The organism is Enterocloster aldenensis, assembly GCF_003434055.1.
Taxonomy (GTDB): domain Bacteria; phylum Bacillota; class Clostridia; order Lachnospirales; family Lachnospiraceae; genus Enterocloster; species Enterocloster aldenensis.
Genome location: NZ_QVEX01000013.1, coordinates 49,690 through 72,586, shown reverse-complemented (window position 1 = coordinate 72,586; position 22,897 = coordinate 49,690). Strand labels below are relative to the sequence as shown.

The following is a 22,897-nucleotide window of genomic DNA, read 5'->3' as shown; positions in this document are numbered from 1 at the left end:
CCTTTTGTTTTCTCTTTATATCATCAACTCGCTCATCAGACCTGGAATCTGGGTAACCCCCAGATTATCTTTGTCATAATACCGCTCATCCAAAACCAGCACCCTCCCATCCCATACTGAATGAATAGCGTCTTCTAATCCTCTTTTCTCTGTCCCGGATATGGCAACAGTAAAGCGCTGCAGCTTTCTAAGCGCCTGCTTCTTCTGCTGTGAGGAAGCTGAGTCGCCTGTCAGCTGGCTCAACAATTCAACTGCCTCGTTATTGTACGGAACAATGACCGTGGTTTTTCCATTCTCCTCAATTGCCTCAAAAAGGTCCCCTGCGGTCTTAAATGCCTGTTTTAATATAGGCAGCCCCGCGTCTTTGCACGCTGGTTTCCTTTGCTGGTACGGTAGGAAATCATGGTTTCCCGACAAAAGTTCTACCAAGCTGGTGGAAACCCCTTCCACGGTTTCCGGGTATTCCATCTCCTTCAGCCATTTTTGGAAATTACATTCATAGTACATCTTTACTGATAACCCGCTGTCCAGCCTACCGCCTAATACTTCGGGGTTCCTGGCGAATTGAGTCAGTACCTGTTCCGTAGATTCCTGTGCCTTCCGAATGTAAGCCAGATGGGAGAGATTCTCAGCAACTCCTGACATTTTCACAATAAAAACCTTACCCATAGCAACTTCCTTGTGGCGGTTGCAGCGGCCCGCAGCCTGGATGATATTATCCAGCCCTGCAAGTGAACGGATTACACACCGGAACGAAAGGTCTACCCCGGCCTCAATCAATTGGGTACTGACACATATAAGAGGTACTGGCTCATACCCATTGTTTTCCAAACAACCTGACAATTCCTTCAATACGTCACTGCGGTGCTCCGGGCACATCCCTGTACTGAGATGGAAGAGCTTAAACCCATCTACATTCAGCGACTCCAGCATCTCAAATAATTCCCTGGCGCACCGTTTGGTGTTAACCACAAATAAGACCTGTTTCAAATCCCTGGCTTTTTCCAGCACAAACTCCGCTGCTTCCCGGATATCCATACCGCCCGGAACCAAATCCGTACAATCTTTTATCTCTGTTCTGCGGAATGCCTCCTGATAGAAATCCACATGTCCTGCCATATCGTTTGTTGGGCGGAGGCGGTTTACTGGTATCCTGTCCAGAAGGGGCTGGGTTGCCGTACACAGCACCATGGTGGTATTCGCGAACTCTGTGAGGAAATTTACAGCCATGTTAAATAACTGGATGGTCCTGACCGGCAGGGACTGTACCTCATCCATGATGATGACACTATTGCATAGACTGTGCATCCTTCGTATGTTACCAGTCTTACCGGCAAAAAGGGTATTCAGGAATTGCACGGCCGTAGTGACGATTACAGGAAGCGCCCAATCTTCAGTAACACGATCGTAGTATGCCTGTTCTTCCTCTGTTTCCAAAATAATGTTGCAATGGTGCTCCAGAACGATACCAGGATAATCCAACGCTCTCCTAATCTCCTCTGCATTCTGGTCCAGGATTGATTGATATGGAGCCACATATATAATCCGCCTTTTCTGATACTCCAGGGCATGGCGGACCGCAAAACGGAGGCTGCTTAGTGTTTTCCCGGAACCGGTAGGTACTGTCAGGCAATAGAGCCTTATATTCTTCAGCGCCTGTTTCATGCATCTGTCGGATATCTCACTGCGGTATCGGTTTATGCCGCTCTTGTCTGTGAATTGGGCATACTTTTTTTCCACGTGTTCCATGCATATCCTCCAGACATCCTGAAGCTTCTCAGGAGGGTATTCCTCCGGCTGACAGACCGCTTTCCCATCCCCGGTCATGAAATCTTCTGTATCCCTGCGGTCGGCGTCAATAAGCAGTGATAATAAGATACGCTCATACATTCCAAGGAAAAAATCCCTGTTTCCATAAAGTTCCGGCTTATCCCAACTTTTCATGGTATCCTTGATTTTTCCGGGAATCAGCTTTGATTCTTCCCTGGCCCCGGCGCATCGCCTTGCAAATTCCGATGGTTCTACCGTCTGATAGAAATAATCCTTTGCCTCTTCTATGGGCAGCTTCTTTGCCTTTTCCTTCCGCTGACGTAGCAGAATGGAACTGTCAATTATGGAAATACAATCCTTCAGGCCATGGTGGGAGTAGATAGCTATCTGAATCATCTCAGATAGCAGCGTACCCGGAAAGGTTTCCTGGATTATCTGACCTCCCGCCGTGGTATGGTCTTGCTTGGGACCGGATGGGATACCATTATTACAAATGGATTTCATAAAATATTGCTGCCAGTGTTCCGGATACTTTCCGGAATCGTGGAGTTGGCAGGTCAGCCATAAAATATCTTTTAAAATAGGAATGGGATTTTTCTTTTCTGCGATTACAGCGGTGTCGGAATTGTGTTTGGAATTTAGTTGATATGTATCTGAGTGGGAGTTATAATGAGCATATGGTTGGTTGATTATATGAATCCCTCCTTTGTAGGTTGATTGGAATTGTGCAATATGTCTGATTACGTGGGGTAGGGGGTTAATTCTAAATATAGATTACTACTTGTTGAGTTGATTGTCAAGGATATAATTATGTTTTTTAAATTTTATATAACTTAAATTTTAATAATTAAATCTCTTTCACTTATTTTTTAGTAGTTAGTATGGTTTTGACAAGGCGTTCATATTTTATTATAATACAAATGTCGAAAGTTTCTTGTTTCGTGGATTGAAATAAGTTTTATGAAATTTACAACAGCTTTAAGGAAAAGGGGCCATCACACTAAATTAACCAACCTGTGTGATGGTCCCCTTTTCTCTAATCCCTCATTTCCTATTACCGGCCTCAATGCTCCAACATATTCTCAATCAAAATCCCATACCCCCTGCTCGCATCCTGCACAAACACATGTGTCACCGCTCCTGCCAGCTTCCCATCCTGTATGATAGGCGAACCGCTCATACCCTGCACAATCCCCCCTGTCAATTCCAGAAGCCTCGGGTCCGTCACCTTGATTACCATGCTCTTATTCTTGTGGCTGGCATTATAATCCACCTTCTGTATCTCTATCTCATAATCCTCCAGTTCCCCGCTTACATTACTCCTGATATATGCAACCCCCGGCTTCACGTCCTGGCGGCAGGCAATCTCCATGGGCTCGCCGGTCAGCTGCTTCTTAAACTGCTGGTTCACGGTTCCGAATATGCCCTCGTTGGTGTTCTGTGAGATATCCCCCATGTGGGACTGCGGGCCATAATAGATGACGCCGGAAAGCAGGCCCGGTTTTCCTATGGTTCCTTTTTCAATCCCCATGATTTCCGTGGAATATAGCGCGCCCTGGGAAGTCTCCACCAGGTCTCCGGTGTCACTGTCGCTGATGCCGTGGCCCAGTGCGCCGAAGTTACCATTCATATCCACATAAGTAATGGTTCCGATTCCCTGGGTATCATCCCTGACCCAGGCCCCAAGCTTATATTTCCCGTCTGAAGATGCAATTGGTTTTACGCTTACATCGATTGGTTCCCCGTCCCTGCGCACGGTTACCACCGAATCCTGGCCCCCTGAATCATTTACCGCACTGATAAGGTCTTCTTTTGTCTTCATGGGCTTGCCGTTGAATGCTTCTATATAATCCCCTGTTTTTAAAATGCCAAAGGCCGGCTCCACTTCCATCCCGTCCGGTCCCGTGATCCGCCCGGTTCCGATTACCATGACGCCGTCTGATTTCAGATAAATGCCAATCGGGCTTCCGCATGGGATTGCGTACCTTGTATCCACCACATCCACCTGGATGTCCTTTAATTTTATAAGTCCAAACAGTTTAAGCCCCACCTGGTAGCTTCCCTGCTCTCCTGCGATCATGGAAAAATGCTGCCTGCCGCTGATGGTAATCTGGTCAGCCGGTATATTGCTTTCATTTCCAAGCGATACTTCCTCACTGTCACTGATGATGGTTGCTTTCAAAGGCAGTCCAAAGGAAAAATCCTCCTCCTGGTTTTGTATGATACTTACCCGGTCCGGCACCGCCTGGTCCATATAATACCACGTGTATCCTGTTACAGCCACAATGGAAAGCCAGAAAATGCGTCCCAGCCACCGGTAAAATTTAGATTTTCCTGTCATCGCCCTGCCTCCTTATATAGTCACCATGTTATTTCGGCAAGAGCGTGTTTTTAAATGTTTCCGGACTTCCTTATGCCCGCCGGATCCATTTTAAAGTCAAAAAAAGAAAGACGCATGCTCACTGCCTCTTTCTTAGTATTATCCGTCCTGCGGATTTCAATCTGTTTTATTTTGTCCTGTCTGCCAATTCCTTCATCTCAGCCGCATTTTTGCGCACCGTATCCGTAATCTCAGCGCCGCCTAATAGCCTGGCCAGCTCTTCTACGGATGCCTGGCGGTCCAGGATCCGGATGGTTGTAAGAGTGCTGCCATTACTGGCAGATTTTGAAATCTCAAAGTGGGCGTCCGCCATGGCTGCAATCTGGGGAAGGTGGGTGATACAGATGACCTGATGGCTGCCAGCTATATAGGATAGCTTTTCCGATACCTTCTGGGCGGTCCTTCCGCTGATCCCGGTGTCAATCTCATCAAAAATCAATGTGGGGATGTCGTCGGAATCCGCCAGCACGGTCTTGATGGCCAACATGATTCTGGACAGCTCGCCGCCGGAAGCAACGTCCTTCAGGGGCCGCATGGGCTGTCCGGGATTGGTGGAAATGATGAACTGTGCCTCATCCCATCCTGATGCGCTAAAATGCTCCAGGCGCCTGAATTCCATGTCAAATTCCACATCCAGGAAGTTCAGGTCAATGAGGCCGTCCCTGATTTTTTTAACAAGGTCCCGAGATGCCTTTTTACGTATCTCTGATAATTGTGCGCAGAATCCTTCTAAATGATTCCTGCATTGATCCAGTTCCTTCTTTGTCTGTTCCCTGTGATAATCATAATCCTCCAGTTCGTCCAGACGTTTCCTTTTTTCTTCCAGTTTCTGGTTGATTTTTGATATGGTTGCGCCGTACTTGGCCTGCAGGTTATGGATTAAATCCAGACGTTCCTCGGTCTGGCGGAATGTCTCCTCATCAAACTCCACGGAACTCATGTAGGAGGATATTTCCCGCTTTGCATCTTCCAATATGGAATCCGCATCATAAAGCTGGTCACGGATATTGTCCAGGGCATGGTCAAATTCCACCACCTGCTCCACTTCCTTAAGGGCGCGCGACAGCCACTCCCCCTCCACCGCGTTATAGGCCTCCCCCAAGCTGGCCGCTATCTTCTGCGAATGGGAAAACTTTCTGTAAACCGCAGTCAGTTCCTCCTCCTCGCCATCCTTCAAGCCTGCTTCCTCAATCTCCTGTATCTCAAAGCGGAGGAAATCAGCTTCACGGATACGGCTTTCGCTGTCCATGTCAAATTCCTCCAGCCGCTGCACAAGGGCGCGGTAGGACTGGTATCCGTCTGCAATTTTCTGTTTGACAGGCTGGGTACCGGCCTTAATATAGGCGTCAAGAATTTCCAGATGTTTTGATTTGTACAGCAGGGACTGGTGTTCATGCTGCCCATGGATATCCAGGAGAAGGCCCGTAATCTGGCGGAGCCTGGCCGTGGTCACCGTCTCATCATTGATACGGCTTACGCTTCTGGAAGCCATGATTTTGCGCGAGACAATTACAAGCCCGTCCTCTGCAGGCTCCACCTCCAGGTCCCTTAAGGCCTTAATCTTATCCTCCCCGGACACAGAGAATACAAGTTCAACGTAGGCATGATCCGCCCCATGGCGGATGCTCTCCCTGGAAGCCTTTCCTCCCAGGGCCATGGTCACGGAGCCGATTATGATGGATTTACCGGCGCCGGTCTCACCCGTGAGTATGTTCAGCCCCTCGCCGAATTCCACATCTGCTTTCTCAATCAGGGCCAGATTCCTTACATGCAGTTCCAGCAGCATCTTGCACCTCCCATTCCTATGGCAAATCAGTCCTGAACCATTTTCTTAATCTTCTCCATCACGATAATCGTATCATCCACGCTGCGGATTGCACACATAATGGTGTCATCTCCCGCAATGCAGCCCACAATCTCAGTAAAATGGATGGCATCCAAAGCAGCTGCCACAGCCATGGCCATGCCGGATACGGTTTTAATCACCAGGATGTTCTGGGCCATATCCATTGACATGAAACCATCCTTGAGGATACGGATATACTTGATGGCGGATGTGCCGGCCGGGCTTTCTAGCACCATGTAACGCTGTCTTCCGCTTTCTGACTGCATCTTGGTCAGCTTCAGTTCCCGTATGTCCCTGGACACGGTTGCCTGGGTCACGTTGAACCCTGCCTGGTTCAGCTTTTCGGCCAGCTCTTCCTGGGTCTCTATCTCATATTTTCCAATTAATTCTACAATTTTACTGTGCCTTTCTACTTTCATGTCATATTCTCCCCAAATGGTTGCTGAGATTCTGCATAAATGAAACCTGTTTTAGTTTAACCATGACTGTCTCCAGCCTGGAACATGCAATACGGATGCTGTCCCCCGCGGTCAGCTCCACAAAGCTGTCCCCGTCAAAGGATACCACCTGCCCGCTGTTCAGAAGCCGGATTTCTATCTTGTCCTCCGGCGCCAGCACGATACTCCTGGCATTGAGCGAGTGGGAACAGATGGGCGTAAGCACCATCATCCTGGCTGACGGCGCTATGACCGGGCCGCCGGCCGACAGGTTATAAGCCGTGGAGCCGGTGGGTGTTGCCACCAGCACGCCGTCCGCCGCATATTCATTGAGATATTCATCATTTACATATACCGAATACCGCAGGACCTTTAATGGATCCTGCCTTGTCACTGCTATTTCATTGAGCGCAATGTCCTCAAGGACCGGCCCACCGTCATGGTATGCGGTTCCCCCAAGCATCATCCGCTTCTCTAGCTGGAAGCGGTCTTCCAAAAGCGCGTCCATGACAGGCGCTATGTCCTCCTGGCGGCTGATTTGGTTCAGATACCCCAGATGTCCCCGGTTCACCCCCACCATGGGGATACCTCTACCGGCCAGATCCCTGGCAGCCTGTATCAGGGTCCCGTCGCCTCCAATGGTGATGATGCACTCCGTGTCCGCCGGTACCTGGCCGGAATCCGTATGGGTGCTCTCCCTCCCCTTCTGGTATGGATTGTTCAGCCTGCACGCGGCTCCCTTGGCTTCCAGATAAGTCTTGATGAATGCCTGGGCCTCTTTTACATATTCTTTATCCAGATTGGCAATAATATAAAAATGTTTCATGGTTGGGCTCCTGCCGTTTTATGTGTATGCTCTGTCATGCCATTGATGCATGGATAGTTGATGCATGGATAACTGATGCATGGATACCAGTTCGGTGCTGTATGGATTCCATGGTACCGGTTATGTTATTTATCCAGGGATCCATGGGCCTGTTCCACAATCTCCCTGGCATCCACAGGCACCTGGCTGTACAGGACCAATTCCCCGTCCTGTCCCTCAGGATGGTTCTGAAGATAAAGCAGATATTCGATATTGCCCTCAGGCCCCTTGATTGGTGAGAATTCCAGGTTCAGCACCTCAAAGCCAATGCTGACTGCATACCGGATTACCATGTCAATGACCTCCAGATGCACGCTCTTGTCCCTGACAACCCCTTTCTTGCCTACCTTTTCACGGCCGGCCTCAAACTGCGGCTTAATCAGGCACACAATCTGTCCATCCTCTGCAAGAAGGTTCTTCACCGGCCCCAGCACCTTGGTCAGGGAGATGAAGGATACGTCGATACTTGCGAACATGATCCTGTCCCCGATATCACCGGGCAGTACATAGCGGATATTCGTCTTTTCCATACAAACAACCCGCTCGTCATTCCTGAGTTTCCATGCCAGCTGTCCGTGTCCCACGTCCACGCTGTACACCTTAACCGCCCCGTTCTGGAGCATGCAGTCCGTAAATCCCCCGGTGGAGGCTCCCACATCCATGCACACCTTGCCTTCAAGTCCCACGCCAAAATGGCTCATGGCCTTTTCCAGCTTAAGTCCTCCCCGGCTTACATATCTGAGCGTATTTCCCCTGACCTCAATCTGGGCCGCAGTGTCAAAGGAGGTGCCGGCTTTATCTTCCTTTTGTCCGTTTACATAAACGATTCCCGACATAATCAATGCCTTGGCCTTTTCCCTGGACCCTGCCAGGTTTTTCTGCACCATAAGCACATCCAACCGTTCTTTCATTATTCCAGCCATCCTCCTGCCTTCATGCTCCTTATGATGGAATCGCTGTCGATTCCCAGCCCTTCCCTTAAGATGGACACATTGCCGTGCTCCACATAAGCGTCGGGCAGCGCTACATTCAATACTTTTATATGAGGAAAATGCGCATGGATATAAGCTGTCACTGCCAGCCCATACCCGCCCTGAAGCACATTTTCCTCCAATGTCACAATCAGGCCGTGGTTCCCGGCCAGATGTGCCACCAGTTCCGTGTCCACAGGCTTCACGAACCTTCCATTGGCAAGGGAGCAGGAATAACCTTCCTTTTTCAGCTTTTCCCTGACATGCTCACCTGTGCTGACCATGCTTCCCACTGCCAGAAGGGCAATGTCCTTTTCCTCGTAAAGCATCTCACCTTTGCCGTATGCAATGGGCTGCCGGAATTCCCTCAGCCCACGGTAGGCCTCCCCCCTGGGGTAACGGATGGCCAGCGGACCGTTATATTCCATGGCAAAATCCAGCATGGCCCGAAGCTCCCACAGGTTCTTGGGGGCCATGACGCTCATGTTCGGGATGCAGGTAAGATAAGAATAATCAAAAATCCCCTGATGTGTCTCCCCATCGCTGCCCACAAGCCCTGCCCGGTCCACTGCAAACAGCACGGGCAGGTTCTGGATACAGACATCGTGAAGCACCTGGTCAAATCCCCGCTGTAAAAAGGAGGAATAGACCGCCACCACCGGCCTTAGCCCGGCCGCCGCCATCCCGGCCGCAGAGGTCACGGCGTGGGCCTCCGCTATGCCCACATCAAAAAAGCGGAAGGGGTATTTCTTTCCAAAGGCAGTCAGCCCCGTCCCGTCCGGCATGGCTGCGGTCACAGCCACCAGATTGGGATACTGCCCGCCCAACTGACAGATTTTCCTGGAAAATACATCTGTGTAGGACGGATGCTCCTGTGTTGACAAAGGCTCCCCTGTCCCAACATCAAAAGGTCCAACCCCATGGAACCGGGAAGGATTTTTTTCCGCCGGACGGTAGCCTTTTCCTTTTTTCGTGATTACATGGACCAGGACTGAATGGTCCAGTTTCTGCGCCTCCTTAAACACCTTGCACATGGCCGGGATATTATGGCCGTCCACAGGGCCCAGATAGGTAATGCCCATGTTCTCAAACAGCATTCCGGGTATGAACAGCTGCTTGATGCTGTTCTTGGTGCGCTTGATCTTGTCTATCATCACAGACCCCACAACCGGTATCCGGTCAAGGGCATCTGCCACATTCTTCTTTAAGTCATTGTATCCGCTGCCTGTACGCAGACCGTTTAAGTAACGGGACATGCCCCCTACATTCTCCGATATGGACATTTTGTTGTCATTGAGGACAATGATGAAATTCCTCTTCATCCTTGCGGCATTATTAAGCGCCTCATAGGCCATCCCGCCTGTAAGCGCCCCGTCGCCGATAACGGACACCACCTTATAATCAAGCCCTTTTAAATCCCTGCCCAGGGCAATCCCCAGCCCTGCGGATATGGACGTGGAACTGTGCCCTGTATCAAATGAATCATACGGGCTTTCCTTGCGTTTGGGAAAGCCGCTTAAGCCCCCATACTGCCTGAGCTCATCAAAATCAGCCATCCTGCCGGTCAGTATCTTGTGGGTATAGGACTGGTGGCCCACATCCCAGATCAGCTTATCTTCCGGCAGGTTAAAGGTAGTATGAAGGGCAATGGTCAGCTCCACCACGCCCAGGTTTGAGGCCAGATGGCCCCCTGTATGGCTGATTTTCTCTATCAGGAATTCACGTATCTCCTGAGCCAGCGTTTTTAAATCCTCGGGCGGAAGGGCTTTCAGCTCCTCCGGCCCTTTAATCTGTTCCAATATCATATTGATGGTTCTCCAAATAGTTGCACCGGCTTATTTCTGCCTGTTAATCAGCACATGGATTAACTGCTCCAGGAACTCGTTGTTGCCCGGAAGTTTACCCAGCTCCTCAATGGCCTCCGCGGATATCTGTTCCACGTCCTTCTTTGCCTTGTCCAGACCCTCCAGGGTCACATAGGTGGTCTTCTTGTTCTTCTCATCACTGTTCACCGGCTTGCCGATTACTTCCTGGCTGCCGGTCACATCCAGGATATCATCCTGGATCTGGAATGCCATGCCGATCTTCAATGCAAGGGATTCCACAATCTTGCAGTCCTCCTCCGCGGCTCCGCCCAGCACGGCGCCAATCAGCATGGAGGCTTCAATCAGGGCGCCTGTCTTCAGACGGTAGATGAAATCCAGCTTGTCCTTTGGAATGGGCCCTCCTGCCAGTTCCACATCCACGGTCTGTCCGCCGATCATGCCATAGACACCGGTCTTTCGCGCAAGGATTCCCATGGCCCTGCCAATCCTTGACAGCTCGTCCGGGTCAATGCTTGTCTCAAACGCGGATACCGCTGTCTCAAATGCATACATCATAAGGGCATCTCCTGTGAGCACGCCGATGTCCTCGCCAAACTCAGCCCAGGTACTTGGCTTGCCCCTGCGCATCATGTCATCGTCCATGCATGGAAGGTCGTCGTGGACCAGGGAAGAGGTGTGGATCATCTCCACTGCGGCCATAAAAGGAATCACAGACTCCAGGAGGCAGCCCGTGAACAGACGGCACATCTCCTGCATCAGCATGGGACGCAGGCGTTTCCCGCCGGCTGTCATGCTGTAGTTCATGGCTTCCAGGATGGTTTTCTGATGTCCGGTCTCCTCCGGCAGATACGTCCCGATTAACTGTTCAATCTCCGCTGTGCGTGTTTTCAATTCCTGCTTAAATGTTTCCTTGTCATTCATTTTCATCACCCTCGCTCAATATCTGAATTTTCTTTTCCACTTTATCAATCTGGCTGCCCAGGGACTTTACCAGCTTCATTCCGGCTTCATAACATGTAAATGATTCTTCCAGCGTGCTGTCCCCTGCTTCCAGTTTTCTTATGATTTCCTCCAGCTGTGCAAAATTCTCCTCTATGCCCTGCTGTTTTTCTTCCTTTGGCTGTGTCTTTGCGTCCTGCTTCTTTTCTATATTCTCCTGCGCGTCTGCTTTCCTGCGTGGCATTCCTTACTCCTCACTTTCCGGCAGCCTGACGGCCACGGTTCCTGTTACCTGTGCCTCTATCCTGCCGTCCCTTACACTTATTCCTATCCTGTCCCCTGTGCCTGTCTGTCCAATGCTCCTGACAGCATTTCCCCGCGAATCCGTTACGAAACCGTAGCCTCCGCTGAGTTTTTTCAATGGGGATAATGCATCCAGCCGCCCGGCGTCCAGCGCCAGACGGTGCCGTCCCGCCTTCAGTCCGTCCCACATATACAGTTCCAGGCGCTGGCGCTTATCCTCCAGGCTGCGCCTGTCCTGCTCCAGCTTATCCTTTATCCTGCGTTCCAGGAAACTCTCTATATCAGCAAGGCGCTGGCGGCGGTCTGCCAGCTGGCGCTCCGGGCTGCGCATTTTCAGGCGCATCTTTCCCTGCTCCAGGCGGAAATGAAGCCGTTCCAGCTTCCTTTCCATGGAACGGTTGAGGACCTGGCTGTACAGCCTGACCTGCTCCTCAAACTGGCTGTAATCAAACACAGCCAATTCAGCTGCCGCGGACGGCGTGGGCGCCCTAAGGTCCGCCACATAATCCGCAATGGTCACATCTGTCTCATGTCCAACCGCTGAAATCACAGGGGTGGAACAGTTAAATATGGCCCTGGCCACCATTTCCTCGTTAAAGGCCCACAAATCCTCAATGGAACCTCCGCCCCTGCCCACGATGATTACGTCAAGTCCCATGGCGTCCAGGGTTTCAATCCCTTTTACAATGCTGTGCTTTGCCCTCTCCCCCTGCACCAGGGCCGGGTATAACACCAGCTGCACATAGGGATTCCTTCTTGCGGAAATGTTCATGATATCACGGATGGCCGCGCCTGTACCGGCCGTCACGATGCCTACCTTCCTGGCGTACTTGGGAATGGGCTGCTTGTAACAGCCGTCAAACATCCCCATCTCCTCCAGTTCATCCCGCAGCTTCTCAAACCGTGCAAAAAGGTCGCCCCTTCCTTCCCTGGTAATCTCCTTTGCATAAAGTTGGTATCTTCCGTCCCGCTCATACACATCCACATTGCCTGTTACCGTGACTTCCTGGCCTTCCTCCAAATCAAAGGCCAGTCCCTTCCTCTGCCCTGCAAACATGACGGCGGCAATCTGCGAGCCGCCGTCCTTCAGGGTAAAATAAATATGTCCGGATGTGTGGTATTTACAATTAGAGACCTCGCCCTTGATGGAAATCCGGTTCAGTGCGAAGTCCTGTGTAAACATGTTCCTGATATATGCAGTTACCTGTGATACGGTATAGATACTTGCCATACGCTAGCCTATGAACCTTGCAAGGATTCCGTTGACAAAAGCAGGCGAGTCATTGCCGCCAAACTTCTTGGCCAGCTCCACTGCCTCGTTGATGGATACCTTCTCCGGGATATTCTCATCATACAGCATCTCAAAAAGAGCCAGGCGCAGGATGGTCAGTTCCACCTTACCCATACGCTTTGTCTTCCATCCGGCTGCCACCTCGTTCAGCTTCGCATCAATCTCCGGTATCTTATCTATTATGTTGACTGTTCTTGCCTGAAGATATTCACTGTCTTCTGATTTTAATTCTACTTTATGCAATACCTGAAGGACACCTTCCGGATCAGTGTCATATTCTTCCGGGGACTGGAAATACTGGTCCAGCTGGGCGACGGCCTCCTCCTGGGTTGGATAGAAGTCTGCCGAGAACAACATCTTGAAACAGTGCTCCCGCAATTCTCTTCTGGTCATTTTCTCTTCTTGTACCTGAAAAGCTCCTGGGCATGTCCCGGTGCCGGGCTGCGCCTGGTCCGGTTTTAAAAATGCTTTCCTTCATGCATCAGGCCTTCCGTACATTTTCCTTTCTTCAATGTTGGTTGGTCCTCCCCTGATAAAGGAAGTTCCGCTGTAGACATTATAGCAAAATCACTGCATAAAAACAATAAAAAATGTATAAAACACTCCCCAGGCAACGCTCCGGGGAGTGTTCTTATCCATATGATCCAGTACCGGGGTATATTGCAGGATCCATACAACAGACCCTAATCTGCGCAAAATCCGGCTACTTGCCCTCTTCCATGTTGACACCTGCTATCTTGATGTTTACATCCAGCACGGTCAGGCCTGTCATATTCTCAATGGCCGCGCTTACCTTATCCTGCACCTGTTCGCTTACAGCCGGGATGTTGTAGCCGTACCGGATGTTCAGGGAAAGGTCCACGGACACATGCTCCTCGGTCACCTCCACCTTGACGCCCTTGCTCAGGTTCTTCATGCCCAGCTTGCCCACCAGTTCATTGGTGATATTGCCTGCCATGGAGTCAACTCCCTCCACCTCGGTGGCCGCCAGGCCTGCAATGATTGCAACCACCTCATCCGCAATCTGCACCTCGCCGATCTTATCCTTTTCGTATAATTTATGGATACTGCGATTATCCTCTGCCATCACAAATAACCTCCTGTTAAGACTTAATTAATTAGTATTATAACAAATCTGCGGGGAGATGTATAGGATTAATTTCCAGTCATTCCTGTGAAGCGTAATAAGGAAACAAGGCTTACAGGACAGGACTTCCCGTTTTCCCGGAGTCCTGTTCTGAAAGCCTTGCCATATTGCCGCGCGCCGTGTTGCCATGCCGGCGGTTTCTATAAGATACCTTCCCTGTCCCTACTCTGCCATATTTAACAGTGTGATGATGATCTGGTCCGCTCCTACCTCTGCCTTGCGCTTTACGATATCTTCAATCTGGGCGCGCTGCGGATCGGTGATGGACGGGGCGTTGATGACAACATCCACCTTATCCTGGGTGATGCTGACAACCGGGTCAGAGAATCCCTTTGCCATCAGGAGGGTTTCTGCGGCATTTTCCTTCTCGGAAACCTCGGTCAGTTTAATCATATCCTGGATTGCCTGCTGCTTGGCTGCCTCGTCAATGCTTGTGCTGTTAATCAGGTTCATCAGGGTTTCCTTGTTCTTTGCACGGATCTGCTCCCTGCTGAGCTGGACATTTGCTATGTAATCCGCAACACTCATGCCGCTGGTCAGCACTGCCTCACCCGGATTCTCAAGGCCGGTCTGGGAAGCCCCGTTTTCTGCCTGTGCCAGCTGGCCCGCGTCCGTACCGGTGTCAGCGGCTGCCTGGGTTGCTTCCTCCACATCCCCGGCCTGAGCCAGCTGGCCCGCGTCCGTACCAGTGTCAGCGGCTGCCTGGGCCCCATCCATATTGCTGACAGCGTCCAGGTCCGAGGGGTCCTGGTCCAGGCTCTGTATCTCCTGAAGCCCTGCCTGGCCATTGAGGGAAGCTGCCTGGTTCTCTGCCAGGATATCTTCATCCGAGATGTCCATGGCTCCTGCCTCGTACACCCTGTTTCCGTTTGCCAGATCTTTTTTACCTGCGTAGTTCAGGTATCCTGCCGCTGCAATCATCACGGCCAGTGTGGTGATGATGATCTGGTTCCTGCGGAACAGACGTTTCATGTTCATGTCCTTCATATGCTCTTTTACCTGTTTCATATTCTTGATCTTCATATCCTGCACTCCTTTATTTATTCCACCCTCTTTAATACTTTTATTTTATGTGGGGGAAGGCCAAATAATGCTTCCATTGCTTCAGAAATTTCAGCTTTTACGGTTGGACTGCCTCCTCCCTCCGCACTGATGATGATTCCGGACAGTTCCGGACTCAGTTCCTTTTCTATGATGGGGCTGTTCCCGCCTGACCCGGATCCGGAACCGGACAGGACCGTGCTTTCCTGCGACTGGTTATTCACCACATCACGGGTGCCGCCTCCGGAATCCTTTTCCTGGGTGGTGCTTGAATTGGTGGTCCGGTCCACGTGCACCACCTTTTCACTGGAGGATTTTAAGACCACCATCACGTCCACTTTCCCCACCCCGTCCACCGACTTCAGGATATTCTTAATCCGGTTCTCCATCTGTGTTTCATAGGACCCCTCTCCCCCGGCCGAGGCCGAGGCAGGGTAAACGCTGTCAGGACCATCCCCGTCCTGGCCCGGTCCGTTAAGGGACGCCTGGTCCGGTTCTGCATCCTGGTCATTTTCCTGTGCATCCCCAGTCCACAGGGGGACAGCGCCCTCATTCCGGCTGACCTGTCCTGACCGGCTTTCCCCATCCTTCCCGGTACGTCTGCTGCCCGGAAGGGGAAATGAAAGAATCATGAGAAGTACCCCCACCAGCAGCAGCAACAGCCATTTTTCCTTAGTCATCTTTCCACTGAACTTTGATATGCGATTCTTCAAGCCCATAGTACTGCGCCACCTTTCCTGTTAAATGCTCCAAGCCAGGATTACTGTCCGGCTTCTTTCCCACATCCCCAACGTCCTTACCCACATCCTTCCTATCTTCTTCCCCATCGTCCTCCCCCAGCTCCACCGGCCTGACCTTGATGCTGCCCACATTGCCCGCCTCCACATTCACAGGCCTGCTTCCCATATAATCCTCTTTCCCGCTTTCCTGTTCCTTGTCATCCCTTACTTCCATACGGATTTCTTTCACCTGGCCGTAAGTGCTGCTGTTCCTGTCCCCGTCTATCCGCACCTGTGCACGGACACAGATAAGGCCGTCCGCAGCCGCCATGGCAGCCACATCCGCTTCCACCGCATCCTGGTACCGTCCCAGGATCTGGTCCAGACGTTTTTCATCCATGTTCCACAGCTGGCTCTTTAAGTCGCTGGCATCGTTATGGAGGGAAATGGACTGGAACATGGAAGAAATCTGTTCGTCCAGACGCATTTTCCCTGTAAGCGGGCTCACAACCAGGAGGATCAGCACCATTCCGGCAAAAAAGCGGATGTATTTTTCGTATTTTGAATCTGCCAGGAGATTGTTTACCACTGACAGGAAAATCATGAAGTATATGATATTTTTAACCCATCCGTATACTGCCTGCATTGGTTCCTCCTTCTGACACGGTAGCTATGATGCAAAATAATTCACATTAGTAGAGGCGCAGGTGATTGCAATGGATATCATGAACAGGAACATGGAATAAAGGACAATCTGGACCAGCATTTTATGTCCCTTTGACACCCCTGAGACGCAGGATACGATCCGTTTGTCACAAACGGGCTGCATCACCGCTGCCACGCACTGGTACAGGACCATCAGTACCATCAGTTTGATGATGGGGATGACCGTGATGACCGCCAGCACCACCACGGCCGCGGCCCCTATGGTATTCTTGATCAGGACTCCTGACCCCAGCACCATCTGTGCCATGGCCCCTGCCCCCTGCCCCAACCCGGGTATGATTTCTATCAGCCGTTTCATTCCCGCCTGTCCTGCCGCATCCGCATAGGGCAGGATCATTGCCTGTATGAGGTGGAATCCCACCACCAGCCCCGTAAGGGTCTTAAGGCTCCACCCCACCGCCTGTTCCAGCAGCTCGGTCAGCTTGGAGAGCAGTGCCTCTTTCACCACATGGCTGCCCAGCACCATGAGCACATAAATCCGGACCATGGACAAAAGGACCGTGCTGCACAGCCACTGTATCAGCGTTACCCCTCCCAGCATCCCCTCATAGAGGGCCAGGGCGCTCATGCTGCCTCCGGAAAATGCCACCGACATGAAGTAGGCCGGCATGAGCAGCCGCATGAATTCCAATATCTGTTCCAGCACCTGGGCCGCCACCTGGAGACTGGCTGTAAAACTGGCTGCCAGACAGGTAAACAGCAGAAGGTATGTGACGAAAAAGCCTGCATCGGATATCTGTCCGCCCTTAAAAACAGAAGAGACATTGGTAAACACAGCTCCGATAATCCCGATTGCCGCCACCTGGAACAGCATATGGCCGCCTTTATCCACCTCGGAAAACAATGTATTCCTGATACCTGCCCCCACCTGTCCCAGGATTCCGCCCAGATTGCCTTTCACCAGTTCCTTCATCAGGCCCCAGAAGGAGAAATCCCCCATGCCTCCCCCATGCTGTCCCATGACCTCGTTCAGGAACTGCTGCATCCCTTCCATCTCCTGTGTGATTCCAAGTTCTTCTGCGCCTCGCGTCAATTCCTCTTCCGGATCACCGCTGACCGCGGGACTGCCGGACATGTCCGTCCCTGCCGCCCGGGCCGCGCCTGCCCCGGCGCCTGACAGCAGTACGGACAATGCCAGGACAGCCAGGCCTTTTTTCAGCCATTTTCCCATCCTTTTCATCGCAAAAATGTCTCCAATGTCCCAAAAAGCGCCAGAAGTATCGGCATACTGATTCCAAGGATGGAAAGCTTCCCGAATATTTCAATCTGGTTTCCAAGGGAACCATATCCCGAATCCTTGCAGATGCCGGATGCAAATTCCGCCACATACGTGATTCCTATCATTTTCAGAAGGGTCACAAGATATACACTGTTGACCTTTATGTAACCCTGGATCTGTTCCAGGGCATCCAGAATCGCCCTCAGTTTTCCCGTACCGTAAAAAAAGATGAAAAAGCCTGCCGCCATGACCATGTAGGCGGCATACTCCCCCTTAATGCCCTTTAACTGCACTGCAAGCAGGACGGTTGCGATGCCGGCCGCCGCAATTGTGATGATTGTCATTATGTCTCCGCCTTCCCTGAAACAGGCCCGGGGGCCATTATAATGCAAACAGGTTCTTCATGGTTTCAAACAGGTCATATATGTAAGGGATCATCCAGAACAATACCAGTACAAGTCCTGCAAGGCTTGTAAGGAATGCCTGTTCATCCCTGCCGCTGTGTTTTAATACCTGGCAGATTACGGAAACCAGGATTCCCACTGCCGCTATGCGAAATATCAGATTTACACCCATTTGCCGTCTCCTCAACTATTCTTATTCCATTTCCTTAAGGTGTGTCATACATCAGTACATCACAATGACAAGGAACATGCCGCCCATGATGCCCAGGCTGGTATACAGCCTGCATTTTTCCCTCTGGTTTGTCCTGAGATATTCAATGGAAATATCCAGCTGTTCCAGGTACAGCCCCAGCGTACGCTCCTGCATGTCCACATCCAGATATCCCAGATGCTCCCCCAGGCCTGCCAGCTGTTCCAGATCCTCCTCTGTGAGAGGAAGCCTTATCTTTGGGGATGAAAGGACCTGAACCTCCCTGCGCCATATCTCCTGCAGGGATTCCCCTTCCTGGCGGCAGATTCCCTCTGCCGCAGCCGTAAACAGCTGTCCCAGGGGGCCAGCCTCCCGCTTCCCCACCCGCTCCAGCGCTTCCGCCAGAGGTGCATGGCTGTATGTAATCTCACCTTTCAGGAAATAAATCATCTGCCGCAGCTTTTCCAACAGCCGCAGCCGTTCCCTCCACTGCATGGCAGACCATATCCCAAAACCGCCGGCCGAAAAAAGGACCAGCATGCTTCCTATCCACTTCAATGCCATGGCCTCCTCCTCGTCACAACCTCTTATCACAATCCCTACAATCCCTTATCACAATTCCTTAGAAACCGTTCCATCCTCATAAAGGACCCGGCTTCTGCCATCCCATATACATTGCACATGCCCTGGCCCTTCCCTGCTGTCAAGCAGGATCAGACGTTCAAATGTCCCCTGTTCCAAAAGTTCCCCCATGGACGGCTTCTGCCTGATATCCTTAAGGGAACTGCCGTGTATGGTGGCAGCCAGGGCGCAGCCGCAGTTCCTCACATATTCAATGGCCTCCGCGTCCCGGCGGCTTCCAATCTCATCCACCGCAATCACGCTGGGTGCCATGGTCCTTACCAGCATCATCATGCCCTGGCTTTTAGGACAGCAGTCCAGCACATCCGTACGCATCCCCAAATCATTCTGGGGAACCCCCTGATAACAGGCCGCCAGTTCAGACCGCTCATCCACCACCCCCACGCTGACGCCGGGAACCCTGCCCCCAGACCGCCTCACCCATCCATCCGATACCTGCCGTATCATATCCCGCAGCAAGGTGGTCTTGCCGCACCTGGGCGGCGAGATAACCAGCGTATTCAGGAATTTCCCGTCATAAAGGAAATCCATCACGCCATCGGCACAGCCCGGAACCTGGTGTGCCACTCTGATATTGATAAAAGAGATGAACTTCATCAGCCTGATATCCTGCCCCTGGACCAGGGTCCTTCCCGCAACACCAATCCGGTGCCCGCCCTGGATGGTCAGGAATCCCTGGCGAAGCTCCTCCTCTGCCGCATAAAGGGAAAAGCTGCCCATATATTCCACTGTCTCTTTCATCTGGGCCTGGGTTGCCGCCAGAAACATTTCCCGGTCCATATTCCCGGTATCCTGTCTCAGGCTCCCGTCCCTTGTCACCAGATACTCCCGGTTCCCGCAGATCATCATCAGCGGCATCCCCGTCCTCAGCCGGATTTCCTGGACATCCCTGAAATCCACCGGAACCTGTCCCAATATGGTTCTCAGTTCCCTGGGAAATATTTTTAAGATTTCTTCCCTCTTAGCCATCTGTCTCACCCCTTTTACCTCAATATATGAGACAGGCCTGAAAATATGACTGGAGATTAAAAATGAAAAACCGCTTAACCCCAGACAAAATCCTCCTTACGCCCCATAATTCCGCCATCCAGCAAAAACCGCCCAAAAACAGGGACCAAAAAAGCCCTGGATAATCTTCTGATTATCCAGAGCCATCCCACTCCAATATCTTATCCTTAGTTCCACTCCGCATGGCCGGGGCTTCCCAGTCTGCGGACGCAGCTACCGTCCCCTTTTAACCTTCCTGACCACCCGCCCCTCAGGCCTCCTGTCAATCCTGAACACAATCTGCATGAAGCGCGCCACCTCATCCCACGCCTCCCTGCTCTCAGGTATCAGGTCCATGCTCATCTGAAACACATGGAACATGCCCTCGTAAACAGATACCCGGCGCCGCACGCCTGCCTGCCTGGCATTCTCAGCTGCCGCCAGCGTATCGCTAAGAAGCATTTCATGGCTGCCTGCCTGTAACAGCATGGCCGGAAGTCCCCGAAAGTCCCCGAATACCGGCGACAGATATGGATCCCTTGGATCCGCATCCCCTATATATGGGGAATTATAAAGCATTGTCTCTCTGGAATTGCCAAACAGCGGGTCCTTTTCAAAATTAAAATCATAGCTGTCACCGCTGCATGTAACGTCCGCCCAGGGCGACATGAGCACCAGGCCGGCCGGCTGCGGCAGTCCGTGGTCCCTGAGGTAAAGGCACAGGGCAAGGGCAAGTCCGCCGCCTGCCGAATCCCCGGCAATCACAATCTGGCCCGGACGGTAACGTTTTTCCTTCACCAGCCACTGGTAGGCGTGAAGCGCGTCCTCCAGGGCCGCCGGATACGGATACTCCGGGGCAACCCTGTAATCCGCTGTCAGCACATCCCCGCCAAAACTGAGACGGGAATAGCGCACCGCAAACTTCCGGTATATATTCTTCATGGGGCCGATGTAGCCGCCTCCGTGCAGCTGCAGCACGGCACGGCCCGTCACCACGCCCTCGGGCTTTAAGAACTCCATTTTAAACGGCCCGTTTTCAATGATTTCATACTCATAACCGGACGGGCAGACCCAGGCAGGTTCCACTGGATTCTTCCTGAATTCTCCTGTCTGTATGGGCTTTCCTAAGGAGGTTTCCATGATGTCGTGTATCATATCACGCATCAGGCCTCCCCGGATACTTACCTTTTTATTCCGCATTTGGTCTCCTCCTGGTTCCCTATAGATGGAACCGTCTGATTAATTCGTTCTTCACTCCCCTGTCGCCCAGGAAAATGGTCATGGCCAGGATGAACACGGTGAGCACCACTGTAATGAAAGCCATCAGTGGTCTTGTGACAAGCCCCACCGCCCACAGAATCAGCGGTATGAAGCTGAATATGGTGATTGCAAGCTGGTACATGAAGTAGCTCTGCCAGTTCAGCCGGTTGACAAGTATCAAAAACACCACTGCCACATCCGCGAACAGGATGGTGGCAGGCACCGCATAATTAACGGACCAGCCCTCATAGCCAAGCACCCGGTCAATCATGATCAACAGGACCTGCATCCCAATGGTCTCAATGACAACCGTTTTCCCCAGATTCGCATGTTTTAATATGGAATATCGGACCGTAAGCCCTGCATAGGCAATCCCAGGTATGGCGATGCCGGACCACCAGAGATGGTCATAGGTGGCAATGTTCACCACCCCCAGCACCACGGCAACCACGGCCAGGATTCCGTAAAATAGATAAACCAGTTTCTTCCACTTATTCTTATCATATTCCACAACCGGGTAGGTACCCTTCCACGCTTCCGGTTTCACAAGCCCGTTGCTCTCCAACCCCACCGGTATCCCGGCCTGTTCAAGGTGCCCGAAAAAACAATCCTCCAGACGGCTGTCCCCAAATACCTTGGTAAACGTAATATTAACCTTGCCCTCATAAGCGCATACACCGCATTTGGCGGGCTGGCGTTTGGAAACCCCGATAAGCAGATGGAAATTCTCAATCTCCTCCCGGTACTCCTCATCCATGGTTATGGGGCCGATGTTGGACAGGGTCATGGTATGCGCCCTGTCGTTGCGCCTGAAGATAAATCCAAGGGCCAGCCATTTGACAAACAGGGGCAGGATGCGCACATACCATTTCTTTTCATTGGACACATTATAGGATATGGTCTGTTCCAGCTTTTCCTTGACAATATTGTCATCCATCTGGCTGCAGACCGCGGCCAGGATGGAATCAAAGGAGCCGTCACCCTTCTCCCTGTTATAATCAATGGCTGTCACCGCAAAGAAATTAGACGCTGTATCTGAACCGAAAAACGCCCTCAGGTTAATGGGCAGGTTGATGCCGATTGACTGGGTGCCGGGCGTCCCGCCCATGTAAACCTGGCAGATGGACCATATCAGGGAGGCGGTCAGGTATTTGGTGACACTGACCCCTTTTTCACGGCATACCCGTTTCAGGTCCTGTATATCCACGGTGCCGTGAACCACGCTCTCGCCGCCCATGGCAAGGTATTCCCCCTCCATCCTGTAGGCTGGTTTGGAACTGTAACGTCTGCCCGGCATCTTTTTATAATTCTTCAGATAGCTGTCCTCTATCTTATAAGCAGTCCCCTGTTCCTCCTCCCTTAGCAGGTGGGGCGTGCCGTTCTTCAGGTCAAGATAACGGGCGGTCAGTTCACGGATGAAGTTCACAGCCCCCATGCCGTCCGTGACAGCGTGGAACACCTCCAGGTTGATGCGGCGGCCGTAATAGCTGACCCGGAACAGATACAGCTGGCTGCTCTTAGGGTCAATATAGCGGCAGGGCCAGGAGGTCTCCTTTTCTATATAAGGCGTGCGTTTGTTGCCTTCAAAGTAATACCAGAAAAACCCCCGCTTCAGTTTTACCTTAAATCCCTTAAACATGGGAAGGGTATCCTGAAGCGCCTGCTGAAGCAGATTGGGCACTATATCATGTTTTAATATGACTGAGATGCGGAACACGTTGCTCAGGTTTTCATTGGCAATCATGGGAAATATCTTTCCCGTGTTGTCAAGCCTGTGCCAGCGCTTTCCCTGAGGATCCTTCTTCATGGCCTGCCTTCTTCCTGCTGATAAATTAGATGGATAAATGCCGTATCAGACGCATTTATTTACACAACACAGTATTAGTATACCCTAAAGAAACATCTCCCTGCAATCATTATCTGTTTTCCTTTTT

General features: G+C 51.5%; 22 protein-coding genes. All 22 read right to left on the bottom strand.

The features are described 5' to 3' along the window. Positions 1-15: 15 nt before the first annotated feature. The 22 genes from cas3 to DWX59_RS20730 all read right to left on the bottom strand — a co-directional run bounded on the left by cas3 (position 16) and on the right by DWX59_RS20730 (position 22,770). The gene (cas3, locus tag DWX59_RS20835; RefSeq protein WP_227117005.1) at positions 16-2,460 is read right to left on the bottom strand and encodes a CRISPR-associated helicase Cas3'; all 2,445 of its coding nucleotides are present in this window, start codon (positions 2,458-2,460) and stop codon (positions 16-18) included. Between the two features lie 373 nt (positions 2,461-2,833). After that, positions 2,834-4,111, bottom strand: coding sequence for a SpoIVB peptidase (gene spoIVB, locus DWX59_RS20830; protein ID WP_117561071.1), 1,278 nt, complete (start codon positions 4,109-4,111; stop codon positions 2,834-2,836). A 166-nt stretch (positions 4,112-4,277) separates the two neighbouring features. After that, on the bottom strand, positions 4,278-5,936 hold the full coding sequence (gene recN / locus DWX59_RS20825; protein WP_117561070.1) for a DNA repair protein RecN: 1,659 nt from the start codon (positions 5,934-5,936) through the stop codon (positions 4,278-4,280). Positions 5,937-5,962: 26 nt separating this feature from the next. Further along, on the bottom strand, positions 5,963-6,415 hold the full coding sequence (gene argR, locus DWX59_RS20820; protein WP_008718047.1) for an arginine repressor: 453 nt from the start codon (positions 6,413-6,415) through the stop codon (positions 5,963-5,965). A 1-nt stretch (position 6,416) separates the two neighbouring features. After that, a complete protein-coding gene (locus DWX59_RS20815) occupies positions 6,417-7,259 on the bottom strand; it encodes an NAD(+)/NADH kinase (protein WP_117561069.1) in 843 nt (280 codons plus the stop codon). Positions 7,260-7,384: 125 nt separating this feature from the next. Continuing rightward, positions 7,385-8,209, bottom strand: coding sequence for a TlyA family RNA methyltransferase (locus DWX59_RS20810; protein ID WP_117561068.1), 825 nt, complete (start codon positions 8,207-8,209; stop codon positions 7,385-7,387). After that, positions 8,209-10,074 carry a 1-deoxy-D-xylulose-5-phosphate synthase gene (gene dxs / locus DWX59_RS20805; RefSeq protein ID WP_117561067.1) on the bottom strand — a complete coding sequence of 622 codons (1,866 nt, stop codon included), beginning with the start codon at positions 10,072-10,074 and terminating at the stop codon, positions 8,209-8,211. The genes DWX59_RS20810 and dxs overlap by 1 nt, the downstream gene beginning before the upstream one ends. A 30-nt stretch (positions 10,075-10,104) precedes the next feature. Further along, on the bottom strand, positions 10,105-11,016 hold the full coding sequence (locus DWX59_RS20800; protein ID WP_117561066.1) for a polyprenyl synthetase family protein: 912 nt from the start codon (positions 11,014-11,016) through the stop codon (positions 10,105-10,107). Beyond that, positions 11,009-11,278 (bottom strand): exodeoxyribonuclease VII small subunit, encoded by a 270-nt coding sequence (gene xseB / locus DWX59_RS20795; RefSeq protein WP_180215774.1) that lies wholly within the window; start codon positions 11,276-11,278, stop codon positions 11,009-11,011. Before xseB ends, DWX59_RS20800 begins: the two co-directional genes overlap by 8 nt. Before the next feature lie 3 nt (positions 11,279-11,281). Then, positions 11,282-12,568 carry an exodeoxyribonuclease VII large subunit gene (gene xseA, locus DWX59_RS20790; RefSeq protein WP_117561065.1) on the bottom strand — a complete coding sequence of 429 codons (1,287 nt, stop codon included), beginning with the start codon at positions 12,566-12,568 and terminating at the stop codon, positions 11,282-11,284. A gap of 3 nt (positions 12,569-12,571) precedes the next feature. Next, positions 12,572-13,021 carry a transcription antitermination factor NusB gene (gene nusB / locus DWX59_RS20785; protein ID WP_008718063.1) on the bottom strand — a complete coding sequence of 150 codons (450 nt, stop codon included), beginning with the start codon at positions 13,019-13,021 and terminating at the stop codon, positions 12,572-12,574. 310 nt (positions 13,022-13,331) lie between these two features. Beyond that, complete coding sequence (locus DWX59_RS20780; protein WP_117561064.1) at positions 13,332-13,715, bottom strand: Asp23/Gls24 family envelope stress response protein; 384 nt, start codon at positions 13,713-13,715, stop codon at positions 13,332-13,334. A 222-nt stretch (positions 13,716-13,937) separates the two neighbouring features. Next, positions 13,938-14,798 (bottom strand): SpoIIIAH-like family protein, encoded by an 861-nt coding sequence (locus DWX59_RS20775; protein ID WP_117561063.1) that lies wholly within the window; start codon positions 14,796-14,798, stop codon positions 13,938-13,940. 17 nt (positions 14,799-14,815) lie between these two features. Further along, complete coding sequence (locus tag DWX59_RS20770) at positions 14,816-15,535, bottom strand: stage III sporulation protein AG (RefSeq protein ID WP_117561062.1); 720 nt, start codon at positions 15,533-15,535, stop codon at positions 14,816-14,818. Beyond that, the gene (locus tag DWX59_RS20765; RefSeq protein ID WP_117561061.1) at positions 15,489-16,181 is read right to left on the bottom strand and encodes a stage III sporulation protein AF; all 693 of its coding nucleotides are present in this window, start codon (positions 16,179-16,181) and stop codon (positions 15,489-15,491) included. The genes DWX59_RS20770 and DWX59_RS20765 overlap by 47 nt, the downstream gene beginning before the upstream one ends. A 24-nt stretch (positions 16,182-16,205) precedes the next feature. Next, positions 16,206-17,441, bottom strand: coding sequence for a stage III sporulation protein AE (locus tag DWX59_RS20760; RefSeq protein ID WP_117561060.1), 1,236 nt, complete (start codon positions 17,439-17,441; stop codon positions 16,206-16,208). Next, positions 17,438-17,824: a SpoIIIAC/SpoIIIAD family protein gene (locus DWX59_RS20755; RefSeq protein ID WP_008718077.1), complete on the bottom strand. Its 387-nt coding sequence runs from the start codon at positions 17,822-17,824 to the stop codon at positions 17,438-17,440. Before DWX59_RS20755 ends, DWX59_RS20760 begins: the two co-directional genes overlap by 4 nt. A gap of 37 nt (positions 17,825-17,861) precedes the next feature. Next, complete coding sequence (gene spoIIIAC / locus DWX59_RS20750) at positions 17,862-18,056, bottom strand: stage III sporulation protein AC (protein ID WP_002569682.1); 195 nt, start codon at positions 18,054-18,056, stop codon at positions 17,862-17,864. A 51-nt stretch (positions 18,057-18,107) separates the two neighbouring features. Further along, positions 18,108-18,638 carry a stage III sporulation protein AB gene (locus DWX59_RS20745; RefSeq protein ID WP_117561059.1) on the bottom strand — a complete coding sequence of 177 codons (531 nt, stop codon included), beginning with the start codon at positions 18,636-18,638 and terminating at the stop codon, positions 18,108-18,110. Positions 18,639-18,686: 48 nt separating this feature from the next. Then, entirely contained in the window at positions 18,687-19,685 is a 999-nt protein-coding gene (gene spoIIIAA, locus DWX59_RS20740) for a stage III sporulation protein AA (RefSeq protein ID WP_117561058.1), read from the bottom strand. Between the two features lie 252 nt (positions 19,686-19,937). Further along, positions 19,938-20,903 (bottom strand): alpha/beta hydrolase, encoded by a 966-nt coding sequence (locus DWX59_RS20735; RefSeq protein WP_117561057.1) that lies wholly within the window; start codon positions 20,901-20,903, stop codon positions 19,938-19,940. A gap of 19 nt (positions 20,904-20,922) precedes the next feature. Further along, positions 20,923-22,770: a DUF6320 domain-containing protein gene (locus tag DWX59_RS20730; protein WP_117561056.1), complete on the bottom strand. Its 1,848-nt coding sequence runs from the start codon at positions 22,768-22,770 to the stop codon at positions 20,923-20,925. Between the last annotated feature and the right edge of the window lie 127 nt (positions 22,771-22,897).